This is a genomic window from Exiguobacterium sp. s143, assembly GCF_018618895.1.
Lineage (GTDB): Bacteria > Bacillota > Bacilli > Exiguobacteriales > Exiguobacteriaceae > Exiguobacterium_A > Exiguobacterium_A abrahamii.
In genome coordinates, this window is sequence record NZ_JACSMX010000005.1 from 136,682 (window position 1) to 161,052 (window position 24,371).

The window sequence follows — 24,371 nt, forward strand, 5'->3', positions numbered from 1 at the left end:
TGAAGGTTTTTTCATGTCCTACTACCGAAGAAGAGTCGGCGCATCAACTCACGTTCCGGCATCTCCGTCGTATTGAGGACGTCTAAAAATGGTCGATCATCATATGAAAGCTTCAGGATTTCTGAACGGACTTGATCCTTCTCCCAATCAATGATTGCTACTGGAGCAATAGCTGTTTCCTGACATCCAAGTGCACCTGGATTAATAAAGAGCGTTTGCTCTGTCTCGACTTGTTGCGCTGGATGATGATGACCAAAACCAATGATCTGCACCTCATTTCCAGCAAACAAGACGGATAAGTTGTCTTTTGTTCCATCCACTGCTTGCTTTAAGGGTTCTTCACCAATCTTCTTCGTCTGATCGGCATAAGCATAGTGCGTCAGGTGCATCGTTTGTTCCTGATGCATGATATTTAAGACACGCGGTAAACGTTCCAAATACTTTTGATTTTCTTGCGTCAACGTATCCGCAATCCATTGGTGGTGCTCTTTAGCATGGCGGTAACTATCGGGATAGTTCTCCCCATGGATTAAAGCAAGGACACATTCATCATGATTCCCAGAAATCGTTTGAATATCAGGTCGTTGCTTCAATAGATCAATGACTTCATTATGCTCTGGTCCAATGCCGACAAGATCACCGAGACAATAGACGGCATCGATATCTGGTTGTTGATCAAGATAGGACAGTACCGCACGTAATGCTGATGCATTGCCATGAATATCTGTAAAAAGCATCACTTTCATGTAAACGCCTCCATTGTTGTTAAATTAGGATTTCCCGATGATACCGTGAATTCCTGTCAGATTTCAGGAAAAAATAAATTGTCAGAAAATATTGATTATTAATCAAGAGCGTGTTAGGCTTAGAAAAATTCACAGAGAGGGGCACGATCGAATGATTCCGACGCAACAGCCATTTAACCAAGTTGGACGACTGATTATTCTATGCATGAGGGACTGAAAACTTTTCCGATGATGAAACGGAAATGATTTTTGGGCCCTTCTTTCGATGCATCGAATGAGGCGCCCGCACAGAATGAGTGGCGCCTATCCCAAAAACGGATAGGCTTTTTTCATGGCAAAAAATAGAGATAGATAGAGAGGATGACAACGTTGAAAGAATATGCGATGGATCGAATGGTAAAAGTATCAGCTGGAATGGCAAATGCCGTTCTTGTAACACTCGGTGTCGGACTCCTGATTGAGACGCTCGGAAATCTTCTACATATCCAAATGCTACTGACGATTGGTGGTGTCGCAAAAGTACTACTCGCCCCTGCACTTGGTGCCGGTATTGCCTTTCAGCTCGGAGGAAACACACTTGTCCTGTTCAGCGCGATGATCGCAGCAACGATCGGTGGTGCCGCTCTTCAATCAACTGCTTCTGGACTCGTTCTTGTACCCGGTCAGCCGATCAGTGCGTTACTCGCAGCTGCCGTCGCTGTATACGTCGGAAAACGCATGACTGGAAAAACGAAATTTGACATGATGGTCATCCCGATGAGTGCTGTCCTTGCTGGCGGCGTGACTGGAATCGGTGCTGCTGCCGTCACGACACCACTCCTTACAAAATTCAGTGCCATGATCACAGCATCCGTTGAATCATCTCCAATCGCAACTTCTCTTGTCATTGCACTCATCTTTAGTGTCTTATTGATGTCTCCTGCTTCGTCCGCTGCACTCGCTATTGCTTTGCAACTTGATCCTGTAGCAAGTGCCGCTGCACTGATTGGCTGTTCCGCTCAATTCGTCGGCTTCACGTTGATGGCATACCGTCAGACGGATCCAGGTGGTTTGATTGCTTCATTCTTTGTAACACCTAAAGTACAATTCCCGAATATCGTTAAAAATCCACGTCTTGTCGTTGCACCGTTTCTCGCAGCAATGATTTCGGCTCCTGTCGCGACGCTTCTTCTCTCTTTGAAAGTACCGTACGAACTCGCAGGACTTGGATTAAATTCGATGATTGCCCCACTCAATATCTTCGTCAACCAAGGTCCTCAGGCGTTCCTCGTCTTCTTCTTGACTGGTGTCGTTCTACCTGGTGTCTTGACGCTCGTCTTCTATCGATTGACGACTGTCGCAGGGTGGACGAAGCGCGGCGATCTTCATCTCGAAATTCAATAAAACAATTTACCTCCCTTCCAACTATTCCTGATTGATTTCGGGAATAGTTTTTTAACGCAAAAAAATCGCTCCTTCGAAAAGGAACGATTTCGGTATGATTCTGACTGGGCTCGAACCAGCGACCTCTACCCTGTCAAGGTAGCGCTCTCCCAGCTGAGCTACAGAATCATGCTGTGTTGTTACTGGGTATGTTTTTATTATAGCAGCATATCGAAAAGTGTAAAGCCTTTTTCATAAAAAAAATTTATCTTTTTTCAAAAAGATCTTTTTAAATAAAAACAGTTTTAAAGTTGCGGGTTCTATGAGTGTCCTCTACTATGTAAATAAGCACATATAAAAGAAAGGAGCGTTCATATGAACTTTTTAACCCGATTTAGTTTGAAGAACTCGGTTGCTGTCTTCATCATTGCAATCCTATTGATTTTAGGAGGCGTGTATTCCTTCTCACAATTAAAAGTCGATCAGTTCCCAGAAATCGAGTTTCCTCAGATTTCAATCGAAGCGGTTTACCCTGGTGCATCTCCTGACGATGTCGATAAACAAGTCGTCTCAAAGCTTGAAACTTCCCTTAAAGGAATTGAAGGGGCTACCAAGCTAACGAGTTCTTCTTATGAAAGTATCGGTATCTTAAACATCGAATTCCCGTTCGATACCGATATTGATAAGGTCGAACAACAAATCGATGCTGCAATCCAAGATGCGAATCTACCGGAGGAAGCAACGACGAAATTGAATCGTTTGTCATTTGGTTCATTCCCGATCTATAACATCTCTTTCTTTAGTAAGGATGGTAAAGACATCGAAAAAATCCTAAAGGAAGATATCGAACCTGAACTTAATAAGATTCCAGGAATCAACAGCGTTTCGGTTGGTGGCTATAAGGATGATCTCGTTCAAATCACCGTCGATAAGGAGAAAGCGACGGAAGCGGGTCTCTCGCTCTCGAGCATCAAGGAACAAATCAATGGAAAGTATGTCTCGTTCCCATCTGGTCAGCTATCAGAAAACGATTCGAAAATTCCGATTCGCGTTGAGGAAAAACTAGAAAATCTAGATAAACTAAAAAATCTACAATTGACACCTGCTGCAGGTGCGACTAGTTCATCAAGTAACGGTCAAACAGGTGGTTCATCTGCTGGCGGTCCACCACAAGGTGCAACGCAAGGTCCACCAAGTACAACAGGTGGAGCAGCTGCAGATCAGGCGTCTGAACCTGCAGAACCGATTCGCCTAGAGGATATCGCAAAAATCGAAGCCGTCTCACAACAAAGTGAAAAAACGCGTTACGATTTAAAAGATTCCTTATCGATGGCAATCACGAAAAAACAAGATGCCAATACAGTCGAAATCGCAGATGAAGTCACGAAGATTCTCAATAAATATGACGACCAAGTCGACTATACGATTGGGATTGATTCAGCGAAGGATATCGAGGAGTCCGTTGCGACACTCGTCAAAGAAGGATTACTTGGTGCCCTCTTCGCATCACTCGCTGTTCTGTTATTCTTGCGGAATATCCGCGCGACGATCATCGCCATCGTCTCGATTCCATTATCATTACTCATCGCCGCTATCTTCTTGAACTGGCAAGATATCTCCCTGAACATCATGACACTTGGTGGGATGGCTGTTGCAGTCGGTCGTGTTGTCGATGATAGTATCGTTGTCATCGAGAACATCTTCCGGCGCGTCCGAAAATCCGAATCCGGTATGACGGATGAGATCATCGAACAATCGACAAAAGAGATTCTAAAAGCAATCACGTCATCGACGCTGACGACCGTCGTCGTCTTCCTACCGATTGGATTTGTCGGTGGTATTACTGGTAAGTTCTTCTTACCGTTCGCTTTGACGATTATTTTCTCATTACTTGCTTCACTACTCGTTGCGATCACGATCGTACCGATTCTCGCGAAGTTTGCATTCAAGAAGGTACCAGCGGAAGAAAAAGAAGGCGCTCTCCAACGTTGGTATGGCAAGCTGATTGAAAAATCACTCTCGCACAAGGCGATCATCTTGGTCGTATCGTTCATCCTTCTCGGTGGTTCCCTTGCGATCGTACCGCGTCTCGGCTTTACGTTCATTCCGAACGAAGCATCGAAGACCTTGACGGCATCGCTTGAACTTCCGGCTGCCACATCACTTGAAAAAACAAGTGACGTCTCGTTTGAGATGGAAAAAATGTTTGATAAAGAAAAAGCCATTGCTGACGTGACGACTTCTGTCGGAGCGCGTGACTTCACGACAGGCTTACGTCTCGATAATAAAGCAAGTTACTTCTTGAATCTAAAAGACGGTGTAAACGTCGAGAAAACGATCAAGTCACTTGAAACACAGATGGAAGACATCGCTCAAGATGAAAACGTCGATGTCAAAATCAGTGTGGCTGAACTATCAACAGGTGGTCCTCCGTCGAATAACAACGTCGATGTCGACTTGTTCTCGAACGACCTCGAAGCCCTTCAAGAGGCGGCAAAACTTGTCGAAGATAACATGTCGAAAAATAATGATTTGAAATATATCACGAACAACTTCAGCGAAAAACAAAAGCAGTATCTCGTAGAAATCGATCCTGAGAAAGCAAGTGATCGCGGACTATCTGGTTTCCAGATTCTCGGTACCGTTAACGATCAAACGAAGCCAGTTACGGTCGGAACGCTCAATCTCGACAATAAGGATCAAGACGTACAATTATCTTATGAAGAAGGACTCGTCTCGAAAGAAGATCTCGAAGACGTCCAACTCTTCTCAGCAAACGGTCCTGTCGCATTGAAAGATGTCGCGAACGTCAATGAAGTCGAGACTTTCACATCGATTCAGAAACTCGACGGAAAAGTATATGCTCGCGTATCTGGACAAGTCAAAGGAGACGACGTTCAAAACGTATCGAATGCCGTAAAAGCTGACGTCGAAAAAATCGATTTACCAGACGGTGTCTCATTGACAAGTGGTGGCGGAAATGACGATACGGTTGAAATCTTCCAATCACTTGGAATTGCGATCGTCGTTGCAATCGGACTTGTTTACCTGACAATGTTGATTACGTTCGGAAAAGCTCGGATTCCATTCATCATCTTGTCTTCTCTGATCTTTGTTCCGATCGGTTCACTCGTCACGCTCTTCCTTGCGAATGAACCATTGTCTGTCAGTGTCATGATCGGCTTCCTGATGTTGATTGGAATCGTCACCACGAACGCAATCGTTCTCGTAGACCGCATCGGTCAAAACGTCGGACGTGGTATGCCGATTCGCGAATCATTGATTGAAGCTGGTAAAACGCGATTACGCCCAATCCTGATGACCGCATTTGCAACAATCATGGCATTGGTACCACTCGCATTAACCACTTCTTCAGGAACATTGATCTCAAAAGGTCTTGCCTTGACGGTCATCGGTGGATTAACGACCTCTACGTTGTTGACACTTATCATCGTTCCTGTCGTCTATGAATTGTTCTTCTTCAAAAAAGCAAAAAAAGAACGTACGACTAAGTAAATGCACATGAAAAGGAGCCTATCGCGATCCAAGCGATAGGCCCCTTTTCATTCTATAAGACCTTACGACTCTAACTGTTCATCCGTTCGTTCCAACGTACCATCATGTTGCGCCACTAATCCGTCGAGGACGGATGGCTCAAACTCTTCACCGATCGCGATAATCCCTGTTTGTCCAGGCGGAATGACACCGAGTGTTCGTTTGAATGTTTCTTGGATTTCTTGATTTTCCTTCATGTCTTTTGATCCACCAATCAGCATACCCGTCATCGAACCAAGTAAGATGCCGAATGGGCCTCCTAGAATACCAACCGCCATTCCAATTAACGACCCTTTGACGGCGCGATTCGATCCACTTAGGTCTACAGCATCTTCAAACGAAAAAGCACCATTCTCATTTCGCTTGATGACGGCAATCTGTTCGAAATCGACTTGACCTCGCGCATGATATTTCTTCAATTCACTGAACACTTGATAGGATGTCGCTTCTTCTTTGAACGTAAACGTCATGATGTGATGTTTCGCATCTTTTTTTGCCATTCGTTCCACCTCTTTCACCTGAGACGAATAACCGACTAATCCAACATCCTCTATTTACCATGTTTTTAAGGAGTCGAAACCTTTACTGGTTTCCATGGTGCGAGGTGGAAATACTCCTCCATTGTTAATCCACTGACTTTTAGACGAGCGGCAAGCGTTGCTCCGACATACCGATAGTGCCAGCTCTCATACGTATACCCCGTCCAAGATTCTTTACCAGAAGGATAGCGGAGATGGAAACCGTAGCGGTGAGCATTCGCAAACAACCATTTTGCCTCTTTTGTTTTGGAAAAGCTAAACGTGGCGTATTTTGTTGAATCAGCGCCTCCGATATCAAACGCAAGACCTGTTTGGTGTTCACTTTTCCCAGGTTCTGCACTATACGTACTCGCCTTCTCATATCCATCACGCGCAACATATTTATCAAACAACGTTTTTTGATAGGCATAGGAGCGATATGTACTAAACGCAACGAGCGTAATTCCCTCTTTTTTAGCCGCTACACGCATTTTCTCAAACGCTGCTCTTGCTTGTTGATTCTCACCAGGAGCGTACGTCGCGCGGAGCGCTAAGTTCTTATTCGCGATGAGGGTCTTACCGATCCGTTTCCCACCGATTTGTTCATCCGTCAGTAGATACTTCGTACTCGCATAACCAATCTTCGTACCATATTGTACTTTTGACCACGTACCGACTTTTGAAAGTTCCGTCACATAGATACCCGTCGGAATAACCGCAAGACTCGGTTGATCAATCGATGCTCCTTTACGCAAATGAAGAGATGTCTTTGCTTGCCGATAAGTAGAAGTCGATGCTTCGACTGTTGGTATATACACTGATGTACAGGCCGCTGTTAATGTCAACGTCGTGATGAGTGTCGTGATGTATTTCATGAATCGTATATCTCCTTTATGCATGTTCTAATCTGCATCCATATTTTAGATTAGAATACCATTCTTTTTTTCAAACAGGGTTCTTTCGGAATGCTTGTCATGAAAATGAAGTATTTCTGAAGTTTTCTAAATGTAGCTTAAGGACGAATTACAATGGGTAAATAACGATGTATGCGTTTTCGAAACATGATTCTGATGTAGAAAGGAGTAGCGTACGTGTCACTTTGGGAATGGATTTTCAGTATTGGTAGCATCTGCTGGATTGGTGAGATGATTCGTTTTCGGAATCGCTCCGAGTCTAAGTCAGGGGCAGCAGAACAAGTGAGTTTTTATTTGATTTTCCTTGTCCTAAGCGGAACGATCGTCTGCGCTTTCCTCTTTGCGAATGAAACCGTTTCTTCTATCATGCGCATCTTTTCATGCATTTTGTTATGGTGTGGTGTTTCCTTACGTCTATGGGGAATTCTCCACTTAAAGCAACAGTTCACTCGTCATGTCGTCGTGGCGTCTGGTGATCAGCTCGTCAGTAGCGGTCCCTATCGTTTTTTACGTCACCCGTTATATAGTGGATTGTTGTTGATTACGATGAGCTTCCCCCTGTTCACCGGTCAGTTCGGACTTTTCATTCTCTCTGGACTTTTGATGTTCATTTTCTTGCTCTACCGGATTCGAATCGAGGAAGCGATGTTAACGAAAGGTTTTGGACCTGCCTATACGGTATGGGCTGCGAAACGAAAACGATTGATTCCATTCATCTACTAAAGGAGAAGTGATTCATTTGAAGAAACGCGCAATTGTCATTGGAGCAGGTCTTGCTGGTATGTCTGCCGCCATTCGTTTGGCTGGAGATGGTTATGCAGTCACGATGCTTGAAAAGAATGCAAACGTCGGAGGGAAACTGAATCAACGGAGTGGAAAGGGATTTACTTTCGATACCGGTCCTTCCATCTTAACGATGCCTTGGGTACTCGAACAACTCTTCTCAAGCGTTCATCGTAACTTGGATGATTACTTAGAAATCGAGCGCATTGAACCGCAATGGCGTACATTCTTTGAGGATGGAACAAAAATCGATGTCAAAGGTGACTTACCTGGAATGCTTGAAGAAGTCGAACAAGTCTCGTCACGGGCTGATTTCGTTGAATTGTTCCGGTACTCCAAACAAATGTACGACTTGTGCCTCGACAGTTTTTATAAATACAGTCTCGAAGATTTAAAGGACTTAAAAAAATACCATACGATGTCTGATTTATTAAAGATGGACCCGATGAATACGGTCGCGACCGGAACAAAGAAACATCTCAATGATCCGTATCTCGAACAGCTATTCAACTATATGGTCATGTATGTTGGTTCCAATCCGTATCAGGCACCTGCTGTCTTCAATCAGATGATTTACGTTCAAATGGGACTCGGCATCTATTATGTCAAAGGTGGTATGTACCAAATCGCGCGTGCCATGAAACGGTTGCTTGATGAGCTCCGTGTCACGGTTCATCTCAACTCACCCGTTGAACAAATCGTCCTTGAAAATAAAAAAGCGGTTGGCGTCTTATCAAACGGAACGTTTCATGCAGCCGACATCGTCGTTTCAAACCTTGAGGTCATCCCGACTTACGAACGGATCGTACCGGAGAAAAAAGCCCGGAAACAGGCAAAAAAATTACAAGCGTCGTTTGCCCCTTCCGTTTCAGGTCTTGTCCTACTGCTCGGTGTAAATCGTGAGTATCGCGGGCTAGCGCATCATAATTTCTTTTTCTCGGAAAATCCAGAGCGTGAATTCGCCCAAATGTTCAAAGAAGGTACCCCTCCTGAGGATCCGACGATTTACGTCGGAGTCTCGTCAAAATCCGACGCCTCCCAAGCTCCTGAAGGGAAGGATAACTTATTCGTCTTGACACACGTTCCACCGCTAACACTTCAAAAAGGTGAGGTCGACTGGGATGCGTACCGTGAAGTCGTTCTCGATAAACTGGAGCGGATGGGACTTCATGGACTTCGAGAATCGATCGAGTTTGAATATCGCTTTACCCCAGAAGATTTGAAGGAATTATACGGTCCAAACGGTGGATCGATTTATGGTGTCGCAGCCGACCGGAAGAAAAATGGTGGATTCAAGATTCCATCGAAGAGTGACTTGTACGAAGGACTTTATTTCGTCGGTGGTTCGACACACCCAGGCGGCGGTGTACCGATGGTCACATTGTCCGGTCAACTGACGGCGGACTTGATCCGAAAACATGAAGGTGCTGTTCCTACACCTTAAGATTTCTCCAATTACAAAAGAGACGGAAACTGATTCACGCATCAGTTCCGTCTCTTTTTTACTTTGTATTCGTCAAAAGTGGTACGACGTGAATATCCGCCTTTTCTCCTGATTTCACATCCATTCGACATACGGCTGGCATCGGTAAGGACTTCCAAAATGCGTAATCGAATGTCGGATCAAATGTTTCTAAAAGTAGCACCATGATATTTCCATGTGTTCCAAGAACGACTGTTTCGTCAGGATGCTTCTCCATTAGTCCGTCGATGAATGGTCGAATGCGTTGCGACGCTTCTTTGTTCGTTTCGCCTCCATACGGATTTTCATTCGGATGTTGCCATACATATGTGACCGCTCCTTGAAAATCGTCAAGCTCTCCCGGTGCCAACAATCGCTCTCGTAGTTCCTCTACCTCAATGATTGGTTGTTGACGTGCCTCCGCGAGCGGTGCAATCGTCTCGATTGCCCGTTGATACGGGCTACTGTAGAATCTGTCGATTGGAATCCCTTTAAACGTTTCAAGTAAACGTATCGCATCTGCCTGTCCTGCATCGGAAAGTGACCGCTTCCGTTCATCTGGTGAATATGTCGAGTGTGCGTGCCGTACGAAATAGAGTGTCGTCATGTTTTGATTTTCCCCTTTATTGGTGTGTCCAGCGGTATCCGATTCCGCGAACTGTTTCGAGATGCTGTTCAATCGGAAAACCGCAAACACGTAGTTTTTCTCTTAAATGTCTGATATGCGAGTCGATCGTCCGCTCGTCTACAGACGCTTCCGCTCCCCATAACATCGTCGTTAGTTGATCGCGCGTCCAAACACGTCGTGGAGAATCTAAAAATACACCTAACAACTCAAATTCCGTTTTCGTTAACGAAATCTTTTGTTGGAGGTAACTACAACGATAGCTTTCCCGGTCATAGGATAGACCATCATACTGTTGCTGTAATAAAACTTCCATTCGCCCGATCAGTTCCCCTTCTTGAATCGGTTTTGATATGTAATCATTCGCTCCTACTTCTCGTGTCCGAATGATGTCTTCCCGTTGATTCCGAGCCGTAACCATCAAGATCGGGATGTTAGAGTGTTCTCGAATGAGACGACAACATGTCCAGCCATCCATATCCGGCATCATGACATCTAGTAAAATCAGGTCGAATACGTGCTGACGGCAGAGATCAAGAGCTTGTTGCGCAGAATCCACAAGCTGACACGTGTACCCATACGGCTGAATATACAGTTTGAGCAGTTCAAGCATTCTTGGTTCATCATCTACGATCAATACATGCGGCATTTTATTTCTCCTTCCACTGCAGTGTCACTTGTGTTCCATGTCCAAGTTGACTCTTGATGTTCAATTCTGCACCATGTGTCTGAGCAATTGCTTCAACGATGGAGAGTCCGATTCCAGTTCCTCCATGTTTTCGAGAACGAGATGCTTCCGTTCGGTAGAGCCGTTTCGTTACATGAGGTAAAGATTCTGCAGCGATCCCTTCTCCTGTATCTTCGATTTGAATGAAAGCCCCTACTGCGTTGACACCATAACGAACGATAATTTTTCCCGACGTCGTATGTCGCCGTGCATTTTCAATGATATTCACGATCATCTGACGGAGCTGCTGAGCGTCACCCATCACTTCTAATCGCTCACCTTCTATCTCGAACGAAACATTTTCTTGTTCGATGTCTGGACGCATCAATCGTATCACTTGATGAATCAAGTCTTCGACATCGACAGGTTTTCGCTCCATCATAAAAGCATTGGCGTCAATTCGTGCTAGCCAAAACAATTGCTCAATCCATTCATTCATTTGCTGACTTTCTTCTCGAATGATCGTAATGTAGCGTTGTTGTTCATCCGGCGTCAACGTTTGGCGTTCGAGAATATCCGCGTATCCCTTTATATATGTCAATGGTGTTCGTAGTTCATGAGATACGGTTGCTAAAAATTCGGATCGTTCCCGATTCAAAAAATCGAGATCTTGTTTTAATTGCTGAATCGAACGCGCCAATTGTCCCAGTTCATCTTTTCGATCAATCGGCAACTCTCCACCTTCCCCATCCAATAGACGCGCTGTCGCTTTTTCCATCTGAATCAACGGACGAGAAATGAGTCGGGTCGTCCAAATGCTTGCCGCACCTGCTAATAAAAGCGCTAGCAGACCCACTTGGAGAAACTGCTGTTTCAACGGATCAAGTACGTGATCTACGATTTCTTTAGAAGCGAACATGAAGACATGACCACGATGTTCCCCGTCAATGGTGATGGGACTGTCCGTCATTAAAAAGTCACGCATCGTCACGATTTTTCCTTGTTGACGGTAATCAAAATCCGTATGCTCTAACATGCTCTTCATCTCATTCGACAAAGGTCGTGACGCTTCGAGTTGTTTTCCATCTGCATCAGTGATCACCACAGTAAACGATGAATCTGCTTCCATCATGCTGACATGGCGCATCGTCGTTTGGTCATAGGAATCGACAAGGACATCACGGTGTGTATTTCCTCGGTTCAGTAAACCGTCTACTACTTCCTGCGTTCGTGTTTGAGACAACTGATAATACAATGTCCCAAACAACACACTGCCACAAATTAAAAATGCCGCAAGCACGATTCCTCCGACTGAGTATGAAATACGACGCATGACGATTCCTCCTTTTTCTCTCCACTTTTAGTATAGCTAAAAAAAACGCGATCGACGTAGGCAAACGAAACTGTCACCTCATCTGCACACGATTTGCATATACGCTGGGTATAGTAAAGAAGACTAGTGACTTCAGGAGGGTTTTATATGAAAAAATCATTGACATTAACCGCACTTGCTCTTAGTTCTACGCTTTGGCTCGGTGCATGTGGATCCGCCAATAACGATGGAAGTAATAGTGACTCACACGATATGTCTCATGGAGATATGATGCATTCGAGCGACGGAAAGCTACCATCCGGTTTAAAGGAAGCCAGTGATCCGACTTATCCGAAAGGAAGCAACGTCACGTTGACGACGGATCATATGGACGGTATGGACGGAGCTAAAGCAACGATTGCGGGAGCTTACGATACCGTCGTCTATGCGATCAGTTACAAACCGACTACTGGTGGAAAGATGGTGAAAAATCATAAATGGGTCATTCAGGAAGAACTCGATCCCGTTCCAACTAAACCACTGCAAGTTGGTGATGAAACGACTGTCAAAGCGGATCATATGAAAGGTATGGATGGAGCAAAAGCGACGATTGATGAAGTAAAGGAAACGACGGTCTACATGGTGAACTATGAACCGACGGACGGTGGAGAGATGGTGAAAAACCATAAATGGGTCACAGAGGATGAGATAAAGAAATAATAAAAAAAGCCCGCTTTTCCTATAAAGGAAAAGCGGGCTTTCGGTATGATTCTGACTGGGCTCGAACCAGCGACCTCTACCCTGTCAAGGTAGCGCTCTCCCAGCTGAGCTACAGAATCATGTTTGCAGTACGTTATGTACTTGCTAGGACATGTATTAATATATCAAGAAACTAAAAGGCTGACAAGTCTTTTTCCGAAAAAAAAATAAAAAAATTTAAAATGGGGGAATCAACCCCGCTTCCCCCATTTTGAATGACTTACAGGAAGGTTGATACTCGATCAATCGGTAAACGTAGTGCCGGACGTTTTTTCGCATCTTCAACCGCTTTTCCGACAGCAATTAGCATGACCGGTACATACCGTGACTCGGTGATGAACGTTTCCGCAAAACGTTGATGATCAAATCCACCCATTGCGAGTGTTGATAATCCACGCGCTTCTGCCGCAAGCATCAATTGCATCGCAGCAAGGCTCGCATTCGACATAGCCGCGTCGCGTCCATACGCCTCACTTTGATAAGCGCCTTCTACCTGTGCCTTGATCGAATCAAACAGATCCTCTGTCATGCCACCTGCTTCCACTGCTGGCCCGTACACCGGATTGTAGTTTCGATTAGCTTGAACATCACCTAAGATCGCAATGACTGCTGAAGCCGAAGTGATAGCCGGCTGATTGTATGCGATCGGTGCAAGCTGCTGCTTCGCTTCTTCCGAATGAAAGACCGTGAAATGCCAGTGTTGCAAATTCCAAGCACTCGGCGCGGCTGTCGTCCATTCTAATAGTTCTTCTACTTCCTGTTTTGAAAGCTTGAACGTTTCGTCGTAATGACGAACGGAACGTCTTTCTGTTAAGACACGCATTATATCAAGTGTTGCCTGTGTCATGTGTAAATCCCCCTTATCATTATCAGATTACTTAGATATCGTAGCATGTCTCTTTTTCATTGTCCTCTATCAGTACTTCAAATGAATTAACTGTTATAAAACAATAGTTGACATTCAATTTCTGTACTAATACAATAAAATCAAGAAAAAAGATCATTGCGTTTACTTTGAAGGAGGAAAAACACATGGAACAACCCCTTTACCAAGAAGCATCTGCTGCATTCTATCGTGAGCTTCCCGTCAAGACGTGTGCCCATTGCGGAAAAGAGATGGATGAACAATGTGAATCCTATCAAACGGAATGCGATGAGTGTGCTGTAACAGAACACTAATAACACATGAAACAATCACTTACTTAGTGGTTGTTTTTTTATTTCTTTTAAACTCTTTCTAAATAAATCGATATTTTTTAGAAAAATCGATTTTCCGTCATCTTTTTGTCATCTGTTTGTTACAAAAGAAACAGTCAGAATGTTACATTATCTGTATATGATATTTTTTGACAAAAGGAGCGACAGACAACGATGGATCCATTTACCTCAAGCCACGCTAGCGAACTCGGTCCACGACCGCGTACAAAAAAAAGAAAGTTTTTCCCTCGATTTTTCTTACTTCTCACACTTGTTTTTCTCGGAGTTGGGGGATATGTCGCTTATCGATACGTTTTTACTCCTGAACAGCAATCCATTACGACAGGTAAATCCATTACTGAAGTACCTGTCGTCAATATGGAAAAAGCACGCATGGAAAAATGGAATGGTGTGACGAAAAAAGTCGCTTATTTAACATTCGAGGATGGTCCATCCGCATTAACACCGGACTTACTTCGAACATTGGATCAACTTCAGACTCGTGCCACTTTCTTTTATCTCGGATCACAAGTAGATGCTTTTCCGCAAGAAGTCAAAGCTGCTGCTAAAGCTGGACACTATATCGGATTACACGGGGAAACACACGATTACGATACATTGTACGAAAAAGGAAAGTATGTCTCAGAGATGCAAAGTGTTCAGAAGAAAATCCATGAGTTGACGAAGCTAACACCACATTTGACACGACCACCTTATGGCTCTGATCCCGGCATCACGAAAAAAATGGCATCTGCCATTCATTCAGCAGACTTCCGTGTGTGGGACTGGTCAATCGATTCAATGGACTGGTATTACAAAGATAGTGCAAAAGAAGTAGCGAATACGGTCATTCGGCGAGCAGAGCGTCCGTTTGAAATCATACTCTTACATGAACAACCACAAGCCATCAAAGCACTTCCAGCCATTGTTGCCGGACTTCAGAAAAAAGGCTATCAATTCTCGATTTATGATGAAGATTTCCATATTCCGTACAACTTCGCGCAACACTCGAATTTATAAGGAGTTACTATCCAGATGAAAAAAACATTCGTAGCAGTACTGTTTCTGTCGAGCTTTGGACTCGCTGCCTGTTCCAACGATTCACCAGCCTCTCTTCATGAACAGCTAGAGCAACAAGTGAAAGGTGAAGAGAAGGCATTCACGCTAGCTGATCAACGTGCTCGTAAGGATGAAATTTCAGTTAATACGTACCAAGCCGTTCTTGATGCAGGTGCTGAAGAAATCAAACGCTCTCAAAATGAACGAGAGGAATTAGAAGCCTTAAATGACGAACGGCTTGCTTTATTGAAACAAGAAGAAACGTTACGTAAGGAAACGTACGCTGCACTCGATCTTGAAGAATTGAAGGATGCTGTCAACCAACTTGATGGTAAAGCAAAAACAGAAGGAACTGCCTTAGTGACAATCATCAAGGAACGCCAGCAGACATTTCAAACGTTCTCGAAAACGTATCGACAAGCGATGGACGCTGAAAAGAAAGTGCTTTCACGCTTGACGAAAAAACCGGATTTCGTTAAGATTGATGAGTCAACAGCGGATTTAAATCGTTTAACACGGAAAGCTACCGCGTCATTAAAGAAGTGGAATGCGCTGACCGTTCAGTATAATCAAACGAAAACCCAGCTGTATCGTTTGCTCGACACATCAACTCAATAAATCACACAGGTTGCAACCAAACCCTGTCCAAAAAACCTGGACAAGGCCCTGTTGCAACCTTTTTTGTGTGGTTTTTATTAAAAATGGAGGGAATTTATTCATGCATCGTTCAAAAGCAACCTTATTCGTTCTGATTGGCGCTATCAGTTATGGTGTCCTCTCAACGATCGTCAAACTCGCTTATGCCGCTGGATTTAACTCAGCAGCCGTTTCAGGTAGTCAATTTTTCTTCGGCTGGCTCATGATTTTCGGACTTGCCTTATTTACGAAAAATCTTCGTCTCGATCTCAAGACAGCTGGTCTGCTCATGCTGATCGGTATCTCAAGTGGTACAACCGGTTATCTGTACTATCAAAGTCTTCAGACTGTATCCGCATCCGTTGCGATCATTCTCTTATTCCAATTTACTTGGATCGGTGTCGTCATCGATGCGCTCGCATTCAGACGTTTACCTACTCGCGCGCATTTCCTGTCCGCGATTCTACTGATTGGCGGAGCCATTCTTGCGAGTGCCACTTACTCGAGTCCACTCGATTTACGTGGAACATTATTCGGTCTTGGAGCAGCTGTCAGCTTCTCAATTTTCTTACTCGCTAGTGGACGCATCGCCAATCATTTACCCGTCATCAAGAAAAGTTTTTATATGATGACAGGTGGTCTTGCTTTCGTCATGACCATGTATCCACCGACGACATTCTTGTCCTCTGCGAACTTCGAAAATGGACTTCTGTTATACGCGATTCCGCTCGGTCTGTTCGCGTTGATTTTACCACCACTCTTATTTGCTGCTGGCGCACCTCATCTTTCCCCAGCAAGCGTTTCTTTACTTGGAGCGGCTGAACTACCGACAGCAGTCATCTGTTCTGTCTTAATTTTAGGAGAACATCTGATGAGTTCCCAATGGATCGGGATCGTCATCATCTTGATCGGAATCTTTTATCCAATCTATCGCTCAAGCAAAACAGCAGCTGTTGCGAACGTACAGCAAAACGACCTTTCCTGAGCTCAGGAAAGGTCGTTTTCTTTACTTCTGTCGTTTCATCGCATCCGCAACGAACTCGACGTCCGTGCCGATGATGATTTGCACGCTAGTCGCCCCCATCTTCATGACACCTTTTGCTCCAGCCGCTTTAATCGCTGCTTCGTCAATGATGCTTGGATCTTTGACTTGAAGACGTAAACGTGTCGCACAGTTGTCAATCGACGTGACATTTTCTGTTCCTTTTAGTCCCGCAAAGATGCGTGCTGCTTGTTGCTCATATTTATCGTCTGAATCTGTCAAAACGACTCCCGTGTCTGTGACGAGCGATTCATCTTCACGACCTGGTGTCTTCAAATCAAATTTCGTGATCATGAAGTAGAACAGGAAGTAGTAGACGACCGCGAACGCGAGACCAACCGGGATGAGAAGTAATGGTTTTGTGGCAATTCCGAAGTTCAAGGCATAATCAATGAAACCAGCCGAGAAGGAAAAGCCATGTAAAATACCGAGTAAGTTAACGATGGCCATCGATAGACCTGTTAAAACTGCATGAATGACATATAAAACAGGTGATAAGAACATGAACGAGAACTCAATTGGTTCCGTGATCCCTGTCAAGAAGGACGTCAATCCAAGACCAATCATCGCTCCAGCAACTGCTTTTCGATTTTCCTTACGCGCAGCCATGACGATTGCAAAAGCTGCAGCCGGTAAGGCGAACATCATGATTGGGAAGAAGCCCGCTTGATAAATCCCAGCTGTCGGATCTCCAGCGAAGAAGCGCGCGATGTCACCGTTCGCGACCGTACCATCTGCTTTTTCATATGAACCGAAGACGAACCAGAAAATATTATTTAAGACGTGGTGTAAGCCGACAGGAATCAAGAGACGGTTAAAGAATCCAAACAGAGCAGCGCCTCCTGCACCAAGACCAACCATCCATTCACCAGCACCGTTGATGCCTTGCTCGATGAACGGCCAGACATAACCAAAGATGAAAGCAAGTACGAGCATGACCGCTGATGTAATGATTGGAACGAAACGACGACCACCAAAGAATGCTAACCAATCCGGTAACTTAATGTTATAGAACCGATTGTATAGAAGTCCTGCGACGATACCCGCGATGATTCCACCAAATACCGCCATATTAACGGTCGAACCGAGTGTCGCCTGATTCGCGATCGAACCAAGTGTCGCTCCGTCGACCTTGGTCGAGGAATCATTGACGATCGCCGCGATCGCATCATACTTCGCCTGAATCTGTGCGCTGGAATAATCCTTGTTCATCGAGTCGACGCCATTCTTTAAGACGAGATACCCGATGGCCCCGGCAAGACCCGCTGCCCCACTCGCATCGATCGATAGACCAATCGCGACACCAATGGCAAAAATCAGTGGAAGGTTATCAAAAATAGCCCCTCCTGCTGCTACCATCAACGGAATATCAAGCATATCCGCCGAACCTAACCGGAGCACGATTCCCGCAGCCGGTAATACTGCGATTGGTAGCATCAAGGCTTTACCAATTCGTTGTAGAAACTGCAACATACCTTTCACCCTTTCCTGAATAAAACGATAATGACAGAACAATGTAAACGCTTTTACGTTTTTTATTATTCCACATAAATATCTAAATGACTAGACCTTTATACAAATTATTCATTATCTTTTTTTATTGATATAAAAATTCATTATAGCAGACGCTAAAAACCGGACTAGAGTCATTCTCCAGTCCGGTTTTTCTATTTAATTTCAACGGTCTTAGCGGCGATTCGTATCTTCGAAATTTTGTTGGACGTTTCCGACTGTTTTCTTCGCCTCGCCTTTTACTTGATCTTTTTTACCTTCACGTTCTGTTGATTTATCGCCTGTTGCTTTCCCGAGCGCTTCTTTCGCTTTCCCTGCTACTTTATCGACGAGACCATCTACTTTTTTATTGAGACCACTGTTGTTTGACATAACCATTACCCCCGTTTAAAAGTTTTTTTTGCGATAGTTGTCTGTTCCCTTGTCACTGATTTTCAAACGTTTCCTGAAGAAAAACCAACACTCATCCAAACAAAAACAACAGTGAACATCTCGTCCACTGTTGTTCGATGAATCTATTCATTTACTGGGCGACGGAAACACCTAACACTTGTTCAATCCGTTCGAACGCCCAATCCAATTCTTCTTTTGTAATGACGAGCGGTGGTGCAAATCGAATGACTGTCTCATGTGTTTCTTTACAGAGCAAGCCTTTTTCTTTCAACGCTTCGCAATATGGTCGCGCTGCTTCTGTCAACTCAACACCAATGAATAATCCACGACCACGTACTTCTTTGATCATCGGGTTGTTGATTTGTTTTAGTTTCTCCATGAAGTACGTACCGAGTTCGAGTGAACGTTCCGGTAACTTTTCGTCTTCTAATACTTCAAGTGAAGCAATCGAGACGGCACACGCAAGTGGATTACCACCAAATGTCGAGCCGTGTGAACCTGGATTAAAGACAGAAAGGACATCTTTATTCGCGGCAACACACGAGATTGGGAATACACCACCACCCAGTGCTTTACCAAGAATGTACATGTCTGGTGTTACCTCGTCCCAATCAGAAGCAAACCATTTACCGGAACGACCGAGTCCAGACTGAATCTCATCCGATACGAGCAACACATTCTGCGCACGACAAACTTCTTGTGCGTCCTTCAAGAAACCATCATAAGGAATTAAGATGCCCGCTTCGCCTTGAATCGGTTCCAAGATGAATGCCGCTGTATTTTCAGTGATCGCCTGTTTTAATGCCTCAAGATCGCCATATGGAATCGTCTTGATTCCAGGAAGAAGCGGTCCAAATCCCCGTTGGTATTCTGCTTCCGTCGACATCGAGACGGCTGTCATCGTCCGACCATGGAAGTTTCCTTCACAAACGATGATTTCAGCATCACCTGGAATTTGTTTGACTTCATATGCCCAGCGTCGTGCTGCTTTTACTGCTGTCTCGACAGCTTCCGCACCTGTATTCATTGGTAACACCATGTCTTTACCCGTCAATTGTGCTACTTTTTCATAGAAAAAGCCAAGTTGATCATTGTGGAAAGCACGTGACGTCAATGTAATCTTGTCTGCCTGACGTTTTAAGGCGTCGATGATCTTTGGATGACGATGTCCTTGGTTAACGGCTGAATAGGCACTTAGCATATCCATATAGCGACGTCCTTCAGGATCCGTAACGAAGACACCCTCAGCCTCTGAGATGACGATTGGGAGTGGATGGTAGTTATGTGCTCCGAACTGTTCTGTCTGTTGAATGATTTTCTCTGTTTGATTCATCGAAATTCCCCCTCATAACTCTTTAGAAAACGCTTTCAATGTTATTATAGCAGATTCTTTCACAGAATCTTCATCTAAAAAGTATCCGAGCGAAAGGATTCTAATGCGTAAGAATTGAATATATTGGGAAAAGACAAGAGAAGTGAACCGTCATCTCTTTTCAATATAAAGGAGCGTGCGCACGTAATGGACCGTTCGACCATTGATTCCTATGAAGTCGTCATTCAAGAATTCCCTTTACCCGCTTTCATATTGAATACTGACTTGACCATCCGCTCTTGGAATGAGCTAGCCGCACAGCAATGGGGCTGGACACAACAAGAAGTCGTGGGTCAGACTGTTCCACTTCTTGAACGGGAAGACATGGCATTCAGCCAGCAGATTTGGCATGCCTTCTTGGAGCGCCGTCAATCCGTCCAATTACCGAATGCCTCCTTATTGCATAAGACGGGCACTTCTGTAACGTCAACTCTCCTTTTGTCTCCTTTACTTGATGATACAGGAACTGTCATTGCCGCTTTTGCTTGCTGTATCCCTTCAGCTGAGCAACAAACGAATATGAAACCACTCTTCCAAGGATTGATGGATTTGCGTCATGCCTTCGATCAGATTGCTTCTGTCGCCGTCTTCGACGCACGAGGAACGATCACGTACGTGAATGATCAACTCATCGATGTGACAGGATATTGCTCTGAGATGCTTCTCAACCAGCCTTGGTCACTCATCCTAGATCCATCCAGTCCCGTCGTTTCGGGGATTCGTGCACAACTTCGTGAACGAAAAGCATGGTCTGGTCGCCTTAGCCTCACTTCGCAAACGGGCGAACGAAAACATCTCCAAGCGACGCTCATTCCGATCTATGATGCGAACGGCGTTCGCTTCCAACATTTGTTCATCGGGAACGACATCACGGAAACAACAGCACTTGAAGAAGAACTCGATTTTTTAGTACATCATCATGAGATGACGCATTTATTAAATAAACGAGGATTTTTACGCGAAGGCGAAGCATTATTCCGTTCTGCCGCGTCGCATGATCCGATTGCGCTCATCTTGTTCGATATCGATCGTTTCAAAGTCATCAACGATTCGTTTGGAACACATGTCGGCGATCAACTACTTCAAGCGATGGCAACACGCCTTTTGCAACATACGACAGGTGTACTCGCCTTTCATCCGACGAGTGATCTATTTGGTGTCTTGTTACCTGCACCGTCGAGCAATCTGCTTTTCCAATATGCTCGAAAACTACAACAAGCACTGCAGCGTCCTTATTATATCAACGGTCATTCATTGATCGTTTCTTGTACGTTCGGGATCACGGTCTATCCGTCCGAAGCCAAAACATTGGAAGATTTATATCGCCGGTCGGAAACAGCTCTATACGCAGGAAAATCGATTGGTACTGGAACGATCCAGTATTTAACGCACGAGATGGACACACAATTCACACGGAAAATCCAACTCGAGCGCTCCCTTTTCACAGCACTCGAAGATCAATCCCTTTATCTTGCTTATCAACCAATCATTGAACTTCAGACACAAGCCGTCAAAGGCTTCGAAGCGTTATTACGCTGGAATCACACGGCACTCGGGAGCATTCCACCAGATGAGTTCATCCCACTCGCTGAAGAAGCTTCACTGATCACACCTATCAACAACTGGGTCATCATCGAAGCATGTGAACAGCTCGCAAAATGGCAACAGACGATTGACCCTGAACTGACGATCGCAATCAATATCTCACCGCATCAGTTCCAAAGCGACTCCTTTATTCGAACGCTGCAACATATCGTAACGGAGCGACTCGTTTCACCATCTTCCGTTACGCTGGAGATGACAGAGAATATTGCAATCTTACAGACACAACGAACGGTCGAACGCATGCACCTCATCAAGTCGCTCGGCTTCCGTTTATCAATCGATGATTTCGGTACTGGTTATTCTTCTTTACAGTATCTCAGTGCTTTTCCAATCGACGAATTAAAAATCGATAAAGTATTCATTGATGGTCTGGCGACAAATGATCATGCTTTGCTCGATTCCATCATTCAACTCGGTCGCAATCTAGAGTTGAATCTTGTCGCTGAAGGTGTTGAGACAGAACACGCGTTAGATTATCTAAAAACGACATCATGTCAGCATATGCAAGGATTTATTTTCTCTGAACCTCTATCTGTACAGGATGTCGAAAAGAGATTCTTAACACCTTAATCAAAAAAGAAGTCACGGTGGATAACAATCACCGTGACTTCTTTTGCATAGAGTTTCTTACAATTGAATTTCTCCTACAACCATTCCGTAAACAGCTACTCCTGCTAAGACAACGAGAATCATACTGGCAATCCACTCATAACGTGACATGCCCGTCCGTTGCTGTTCTCGCTCTGCTAACGCATATGCGAGAATCCCTGGCGCATAGACTAATGCCGCGATGACGATGTACCAGATACCCGACGCATAGACGAGCCAAATTGAATACGCTGATGCGATGACAGAGAAAAGTAACATTTTCTGATTGCGCTCTTCTCGCGATGTCCGAATGCTATACAACGCTGACAATAAATATGGCAATAACGCACAAATCCCAGCGATACTCGACAGGACAAGATAGGTTTGTGCTGAGAAGAGTGCGATTCCAGCGACGACCTGTGTCGCGATTTGTGTAATCAACAGCGCACCGACTGGAGCACCTTTCCGGTTCGTTTTTGCGAATGCTTTCGGAAATGCGCCGTCTTTTGCAACGAGATACGAAATCTCCGATGCGAGAATCGTCCATCCGAGAAGTGCGCCGGATAGTGAGATAATCAAACCAATCATGATGATCGTCGCACCGACCGGTCCGATCGCTGCCTCTAATACATACGCCATCGTCGGTTCTTTTAATCCAGCTAGTTGTTCTTGACTGAGCACTCCGAGTGATAAAACGGAAATTAAGATATAGATGACAAGAACGCCAACAAGTCCTGTTACTGTCGCCTTCCCGACATCACTTCGGTTTTTGGCACGGCTTGATAAGACGACAGCACCTTCGATACCGACGAACGCCCATAGCGTGACGAGCATCGTTCCTTTTACTTGATCAAAAATCGAACCGAGTTCTGTTCCCTCTCCCCAGATATCCAAATTAAACGTTTTGATATTAAAAGCAATTCCTACTAGAAGAATGAAAATCAAGATTGGAACGAGCTTTGCGATCGTCGTAATCAAATTGACCAGCGTCGCTTCCTTGATTCCGCTCGAGACGAGCCAGAACAATCCCCAGATGACGACTATACTCATCAAAAGAAGGAATATTCGATTTTCTGCTGCGAAAATCGGGAAGAAATAACTAATCGCATTGAACACGAGCGTGATATTCGCAACTGTTCCGATCCACGCCGATACCCAGTATCCCCAAGCGCTGTTAAAACCGACGAAACGTCCGAACCCTTCACGCGCGTAGGCATAGATACCGCCTTCAAGCTCTGGTTTACTATTGGCGAGATGTTGGAATACTAGCGCGAGCATGATCATGCCAATCCCCGTTATACTCCACCCGATGAGGATAGGCCCTGCACTTGCACTTTGGGCCATTGCACCAGGAAGGTTAAAAGCTCCTCCACCGACCATGGAACCGATGACCATTGCAGCGAGCGCAAAGAATCCGATTTTTTGTTGATTCATGATGAGACACTTCCTTTTTCGTATATCTATTACATCTTACGTATATTCATTCGAAAGACACAAAAGTCATTATAACAAATCACCTTTTAAAGTAAAGAAAGGATTTGAGACAAATGAACTGGATTCATGTATTTCAGCTCGAAGACCTTCTAAAACTCCTGTTAGCCGCTACGCTTGGAATTTTCATCGGATTCGAGCGTGAAATCAAAAATAAACCGGTTGGTATACGCACTAGCCTCGTAATTACCCTGATCAGTTGCTTGTTAACCATCGTTTCCATCAAATCGGTCTTACTCTACCATGACATGGCGACGAATGTTCAGATGGATCCGATGCGTCTCGTCGCCCAAATCATTACCGGAATCGGTTTTATCGGCGCTGGTGTCATCTTACGTCGACCGCATGATATCGTCAGCGGATTAACGACTGCCGCTATTATTTGGAGTGCAAGCGGGATTGGAATCGCTGTCGGTGCAGGTTTCATCTGGGAGTCGATTTTTCTCGTTCTCTTTCTCTTCCTCTTACTGGAAGGTTTAACTCGGATGATGGGACGTATCAACAATAGTCGGTTCGAAGCAAATGTCCTCGTTGCGCATCTCTTACTTCCTTCCGGACTTGATCCGACGGACATCGTTCTTGCTCTTGAGCGTAAAGGTGTCCGTATTACGAATATGCGTTTACGTGGTAATCCCGTTCGATTGACGTTACGAATGTATTCCCCGCATAAGCTGACCTTATTCCTACTTTATGACTATTTGAAATCGCTTGGAATTGAGGATATAGACCTTGATCAGTGAGAATTATCTGAAAATTTATGTTGCATTTTTAAT

Annotated in this window: 22 protein-coding genes and 2 tRNA genes; 11 read left to right on the forward strand and 13 right to left on the reverse strand. The window is 44.6% G+C overall.

Annotation, left to right across the window (positions count from 1 at the left end; genetic code table 11):
- Positions 1 to 11: 11 nt before the first annotated feature.
- Positions 12 to 746, reverse strand: a complete 735-nt coding sequence (locus KNQ03_RS14815; RefSeq protein ID WP_214725334.1) for a metallophosphoesterase family protein — start codon at positions 744 to 746, stop codon at positions 12 to 14.
- A gap of 360 nt (positions 747 to 1,106) precedes the next feature.
- On the opposite strand from KNQ03_RS14815, the gene KNQ03_RS14820 reads away from it, so the two are divergent.
- Positions 1,107 to 2,129, forward strand: a complete 1,023-nt coding sequence (locus tag KNQ03_RS14820; RefSeq protein ID WP_029340800.1) for a PTS sugar transporter subunit IIC — start codon at positions 1,107 to 1,109, stop codon at positions 2,127 to 2,129.
- Between the two features lie 95 nt (positions 2,130 to 2,224).
- Here KNQ03_RS14820 and KNQ03_RS14825 read toward each other — a convergent pair.
- A tRNA-Val gene (locus KNQ03_RS14825) sits at positions 2,225 to 2,297 on the reverse strand.
- 186 nt (positions 2,298 to 2,483) lie between these two features.
- On the opposite strand from KNQ03_RS14825, the gene KNQ03_RS14830 reads away from it, so the two are divergent.
- Positions 2,484 to 5,624, forward strand: a complete 3,141-nt coding sequence (locus KNQ03_RS14830) for an efflux RND transporter permease subunit (RefSeq protein ID WP_214725336.1) — start codon at positions 2,484 to 2,486, stop codon at positions 5,622 to 5,624.
- 62 nt (positions 5,625 to 5,686) lie between these two features.
- Here the strand turns inward: KNQ03_RS14830 and KNQ03_RS14835 are convergent, their stop codons facing one another.
- A complete protein-coding gene (locus KNQ03_RS14835) occupies positions 5,687 to 6,163 on the reverse strand; it encodes a hypothetical protein (RefSeq protein WP_023467153.1) in 477 nt (158 codons plus the stop codon).
- A gap of 65 nt (positions 6,164 to 6,228) precedes the next feature.
- Entirely contained in the window at positions 6,229 to 7,056 is an 828-nt protein-coding gene (locus KNQ03_RS14840) for a M15 family metallopeptidase (protein ID WP_149426824.1), read from the reverse strand.
- A gap of 216 nt (positions 7,057 to 7,272) precedes the next feature.
- On the opposite strand from KNQ03_RS14840, the gene KNQ03_RS14845 reads away from it, so the two are divergent.
- The gene (locus KNQ03_RS14845; RefSeq protein WP_371743272.1) at positions 7,273 to 7,818 is read left to right on the forward strand and encodes a methyltransferase family protein; all 546 of its coding nucleotides are present in this window, start codon (positions 7,273 to 7,275) and stop codon (positions 7,816 to 7,818) included.
- A gap of 16 nt (positions 7,819 to 7,834) precedes the next feature.
- Complete coding sequence (locus KNQ03_RS14850) at positions 7,835 to 9,322, forward strand: phytoene desaturase family protein (protein WP_069940308.1); 1,488 nt, start codon at positions 7,835 to 7,837, stop codon at positions 9,320 to 9,322.
- A 58-nt stretch (positions 9,323 to 9,380) separates the two neighbouring features.
- On the opposite strand, the gene KNQ03_RS14855 is transcribed toward KNQ03_RS14850, so the two are convergent.
- The 3 genes from KNQ03_RS14855 to KNQ03_RS14865 are packed head-to-tail and all read right to left on the reverse strand — an operon-like array spanning position 9,381 to position 11,965.
- Positions 9,381 to 9,947, reverse strand: a complete 567-nt coding sequence (locus KNQ03_RS14855; RefSeq protein WP_214725338.1) for a histidine phosphatase family protein — start codon at positions 9,945 to 9,947, stop codon at positions 9,381 to 9,383.
- A gap of 16 nt (positions 9,948 to 9,963) precedes the next feature.
- On the reverse strand, positions 9,964 to 10,614 hold the full coding sequence (locus KNQ03_RS14860; RefSeq protein ID WP_023467148.1) for a response regulator transcription factor: 651 nt from the start codon (positions 10,612 to 10,614) through the stop codon (positions 9,964 to 9,966).
- Position 10,615: 1 nt separating this feature from the next.
- Positions 10,616 to 11,965: a sensor histidine kinase gene (locus KNQ03_RS14865; RefSeq protein WP_214725340.1), complete on the reverse strand. Its 1,350-nt coding sequence runs from the start codon at positions 11,963 to 11,965 to the stop codon at positions 10,616 to 10,618.
- Positions 11,966 to 12,112: 147 nt separating this feature from the next.
- Between KNQ03_RS14865 and KNQ03_RS14870 the strand changes: the two genes are divergently transcribed.
- A complete protein-coding gene (locus tag KNQ03_RS14870; protein WP_133208512.1) occupies positions 12,113 to 12,664 on the forward strand; it encodes a YdhK family protein in 552 nt (183 codons plus the stop codon).
- A 46-nt stretch (positions 12,665 to 12,710) separates the two neighbouring features.
- Here KNQ03_RS14870 and KNQ03_RS14875 read toward each other — a convergent pair.
- Positions 12,711 to 12,783: transfer RNA gene (locus tag KNQ03_RS14875), tRNA-Val, on the reverse strand.
- A 140-nt stretch (positions 12,784 to 12,923) separates the two neighbouring features.
- Positions 12,924 to 13,550 carry a nitroreductase family protein gene (locus KNQ03_RS14880; protein ID WP_214725342.1) on the reverse strand — a complete coding sequence of 209 codons (627 nt, stop codon included), beginning with the start codon at positions 13,548 to 13,550 and terminating at the stop codon, positions 12,924 to 12,926.
- A 185-nt stretch (positions 13,551 to 13,735) separates the two neighbouring features.
- Between KNQ03_RS14880 and yhfH the strand changes: the two genes are divergently transcribed.
- The 4 genes from yhfH to KNQ03_RS14900 all read left to right on the forward strand — a co-directional run bounded on the left by yhfH (position 13,736) and on the right by KNQ03_RS14900 (position 16,580).
- Positions 13,736 to 13,882 carry a protein YhfH gene (yhfH, locus tag KNQ03_RS14885; protein ID WP_064505459.1) on the forward strand — a complete coding sequence of 49 codons (147 nt, stop codon included), beginning with the start codon at positions 13,736 to 13,738 and terminating at the stop codon, positions 13,880 to 13,882.
- A gap of 411 nt (positions 13,883 to 14,293) precedes the next feature.
- Positions 14,294 to 14,920, forward strand: a complete 627-nt coding sequence (locus KNQ03_RS14890; protein ID WP_251140331.1) for a polysaccharide deacetylase family protein — start codon at positions 14,294 to 14,296, stop codon at positions 14,918 to 14,920.
- 15 nt (positions 14,921 to 14,935) lie between these two features.
- A complete protein-coding gene (locus tag KNQ03_RS14895) occupies positions 14,936 to 15,577 on the forward strand; it encodes a YkyA family protein (RefSeq protein WP_214725346.1) in 642 nt (213 codons plus the stop codon).
- Between the two features lie 100 nt (positions 15,578 to 15,677).
- Positions 15,678 to 16,580, forward strand: a complete 903-nt coding sequence (locus KNQ03_RS14900) for an EamA family transporter (protein WP_214725348.1) — start codon at positions 15,678 to 15,680, stop codon at positions 16,578 to 16,580.
- Between the two features lie 21 nt (positions 16,581 to 16,601).
- Here the strand turns inward: KNQ03_RS14900 and nagE are convergent, their stop codons facing one another.
- The 3 genes from nagE to KNQ03_RS14915 form a co-directional block, all read right to left on the reverse strand.
- Entirely contained in the window at positions 16,602 to 18,110 is a 1,509-nt protein-coding gene (gene nagE, locus KNQ03_RS14905) for an N-acetylglucosamine-specific PTS transporter subunit IIBC (RefSeq protein ID WP_023467140.1), read from the reverse strand.
- A 213-nt stretch (positions 18,111 to 18,323) separates the two neighbouring features.
- A complete protein-coding gene (locus KNQ03_RS14910) occupies positions 18,324 to 18,521 on the reverse strand; it encodes a CsbD family protein (protein ID WP_023467139.1) in 198 nt (65 codons plus the stop codon).
- A 151-nt stretch (positions 18,522 to 18,672) separates the two neighbouring features.
- A complete protein-coding gene (locus KNQ03_RS14915; RefSeq protein WP_029340787.1) occupies positions 18,673 to 19,875 on the reverse strand; it encodes an ornithine--oxo-acid transaminase in 1,203 nt (400 codons plus the stop codon).
- Positions 19,876 to 20,061: 186 nt separating this feature from the next.
- On the opposite strand from KNQ03_RS14915, the gene KNQ03_RS14920 reads away from it, so the two are divergent.
- Positions 20,062 to 22,089, forward strand: coding sequence for a sensor domain-containing protein (locus KNQ03_RS14920; protein WP_149426818.1), 2,028 nt, complete (start codon positions 20,062 to 20,064; stop codon positions 22,087 to 22,089).
- A 57-nt stretch (positions 22,090 to 22,146) separates the two neighbouring features.
- On the opposite strand, the gene KNQ03_RS14925 is transcribed toward KNQ03_RS14920, so the two are convergent.
- Positions 22,147 to 23,544, reverse strand: coding sequence for a basic amino acid/polyamine antiporter (locus KNQ03_RS14925; protein WP_208796388.1), 1,398 nt, complete (start codon positions 23,542 to 23,544; stop codon positions 22,147 to 22,149).
- Between the two features lie 110 nt (positions 23,545 to 23,654).
- On the opposite strand from KNQ03_RS14925, the gene KNQ03_RS14930 reads away from it, so the two are divergent.
- Positions 23,655 to 24,338, forward strand: coding sequence for an MgtC/SapB family protein (locus KNQ03_RS14930; RefSeq protein WP_149426816.1), 684 nt, complete (start codon positions 23,655 to 23,657; stop codon positions 24,336 to 24,338).
- The last annotated feature ends 33 nt before the right edge of the window (positions 24,339 to 24,371 follow it).

Bases quoted from the DNA above. Each gene is read 5' to 3' on its own strand.
- KNQ03_RS14815 (WP_214725334.1), bottom strand. From the start codon at position 746: ATGAAAGTGATGCTTTTTACAGATATTCATGGCAATGCATCAGCATTA.
- KNQ03_RS14820 (WP_029340800.1), top strand. From the start codon at position 1,107: ATGACAACGTTGAAAGAATATGCGATGGATCGAATGGTAAAAGTATCA.
- KNQ03_RS14830 (WP_214725336.1), top strand. From the start codon at position 2,484: ATGAACTTTTTAACCCGATTTAGTTTGAAGAACTCGGTTGCTGTCTTC.
- KNQ03_RS14835 (WP_023467153.1), bottom strand. From the start codon at position 6,163: ATGGCAAAAAAAGATGCGAAACATCACATCATGACGTTTACGTTCAAA.
- KNQ03_RS14840 (WP_149426824.1), bottom strand. From the start codon at position 7,056: ATGAAATACATCACGACACTCATCACGACGTTGACATTAACAGCGGCC.
- KNQ03_RS14855 (WP_214725338.1), bottom strand. From the start codon at position 9,947: ATGACGACACTCTATTTCGTACGGCACGCACACTCGACATATTCACCA.
- KNQ03_RS14860 (WP_023467148.1), bottom strand. From the start codon at position 10,614: ATGCCGCATGTATTGATCGTAGATGATGAACCAAGAATGCTTGAACTG.
- KNQ03_RS14865 (WP_214725340.1), bottom strand. From the start codon at position 11,965: ATGCGTCGTATTTCATACTCAGTCGGAGGAATCGTGCTTGCGGCATTT.
- KNQ03_RS14870 (WP_133208512.1), top strand. From the start codon at position 12,113: ATGAAAAAATCATTGACATTAACCGCACTTGCTCTTAGTTCTACGCTT.
- KNQ03_RS14880 (WP_214725342.1), bottom strand. From the start codon at position 13,550: ATGACACAGGCAACACTTGATATAATGCGTGTCTTAACAGAAAGACGT.
- yhfH (WP_064505459.1), top strand. From the start codon at position 13,736: ATGGAACAACCCCTTTACCAAGAAGCATCTGCTGCATTCTATCGTGAG.
- KNQ03_RS14890 (WP_251140331.1), top strand. From the start codon at position 14,294: ATGGAAAAATGGAATGGTGTGACGAAAAAAGTCGCTTATTTAACATTC.
- KNQ03_RS14895 (WP_214725346.1), top strand. From the start codon at position 14,936: ATGAAAAAAACATTCGTAGCAGTACTGTTTCTGTCGAGCTTTGGACTC.
- KNQ03_RS14900 (WP_214725348.1), top strand. From the start codon at position 15,678: ATGCATCGTTCAAAAGCAACCTTATTCGTTCTGATTGGCGCTATCAGT.
- nagE (WP_023467140.1), bottom strand. From the start codon at position 18,110: ATGTTGCAGTTTCTACAACGAATTGGTAAAGCCTTGATGCTACCAATC.
- KNQ03_RS14910 (WP_023467139.1), bottom strand. From the start codon at position 18,521: ATGTCAAACAACAGTGGTCTCAATAAAAAAGTAGATGGTCTCGTCGAT.
- KNQ03_RS14915 (WP_029340787.1), bottom strand. From the start codon at position 19,875: ATGAATCAAACAGAGAAAATCATTCAACAGACAGAACAGTTCGGAGCA.
- KNQ03_RS14920 (WP_149426818.1), top strand. From the start codon at position 20,062: ATGGACCGTTCGACCATTGATTCCTATGAAGTCGTCATTCAAGAATTC.
- KNQ03_RS14930 (WP_149426816.1), top strand. From the start codon at position 23,655: ATGAACTGGATTCATGTATTTCAGCTCGAAGACCTTCTAAAACTCCTG.